Source organism: Thiospirillum jenense (assembly GCF_014145225.1).
GTDB lineage: Bacteria > Pseudomonadota > Gammaproteobacteria > Chromatiales > Chromatiaceae > Thiospirillum > Thiospirillum jenense.
The window spans coordinates 1-1,113 of record NZ_JABVCQ010000081.1; the positions used below are offsets into that span (position 1 = coordinate 1).

The following is a 1,113-nucleotide window of genomic DNA, read 5'->3' on the forward strand; positions in this document are numbered from 1 at the left end:
GAAGCATTCAAAGATTTATTAAAAAACTGGGCGCGACCATTGGGGTTGACGTTCATTGCTGAATACCCGCTGACTACCGCGTTTAAGACGCGCATTAGCGTTGACGGCGCGTTATTGCACGAATTGCGCTTGCCGCTCGGTTATTGGGAGGCAAAAGATATTGATGATGATTTAGACGCGGAAATCAATAAAAAGTTTGCGCGGGGTTATCCGCAAGATAACTTGTTATTTACCGATGATCGCACCGCCGTTTTATTCCAACAGGGTCAGGAAATTGGGCGCTGTGAAATGACTGATCCGCCCGCGCTGGAGCGGTTATTAAATCAGTTTTTTGCATTTGAACGCCAAGAAATTGCCGATTTTCGCGCTGCCGTTGTGCAATTCAAACAAGATTTGCCGACGGTATTGGTGGCGTTGCGCGAGTTAATTGCCCAACACGCGGCGACGCATTCGGCGTTTCAATCGGCGGCGCAGGCGTTTTTAATTCAAGCGCAGGCGGTGATTAATCCCGATTTAACGGCGGATGATGTGCGCGAGATGTTAATTCAGCATATTTTAACGGAGGATATTTTTGCGCAAATCTTTGATGAGAGTGATTTCCACCAGCATAATAACGTGGCGCGATCTTTATATGCGCTGGAGGCGGTGTTCTTTACTGGCGCATTAAAGAAAAAAACGCTCAGATCATTAGCGCCCTATTATGCGGCGATTAAAGCGACGGCGGCGCGGTTGGCGAGTCATAATGAAAAGCAAACCTTTTTGAAAGTGATTTATGAAAACTTTTATCGCGTGTATAACCCGAAAGCGGCAGATCGGTTGGGTGTGATTTATACGCCAAATGAAATTGTGCGTTTTATGATTGCCAGTGCCGATTGGTTGTGTCAGCGGCATTTCGGGCGGTATTTAATTGATAAGGATGTGGATATTTTGGATCCAGCGAGCGGGACGGGGACGTTTATTTGTGAGTTATTAGAATACTTTCGTGGTCAGCCGGCTAAATTAGCGTATAAATATCATCACGAATTATATGCGAATGAAGTGGCGATTCTGCCTTATTATGTCGCCAATTTGAATATTGAAGCGACCTATGCCGGGATCACGGGTGAATACGCG

At 46.1% G+C, this 1,113-nt stretch carries 1 protein-coding gene; it reads left to right on the top strand.

Annotation, left to right across the window (positions count from 1 at the left end):
- A partial coding sequence (locus HUK38_RS14580) for an N-6 DNA methylase (RefSeq protein WP_182585044.1) occupies window positions 1–1,113 on the top strand: 1,113 nt, incomplete at both ends.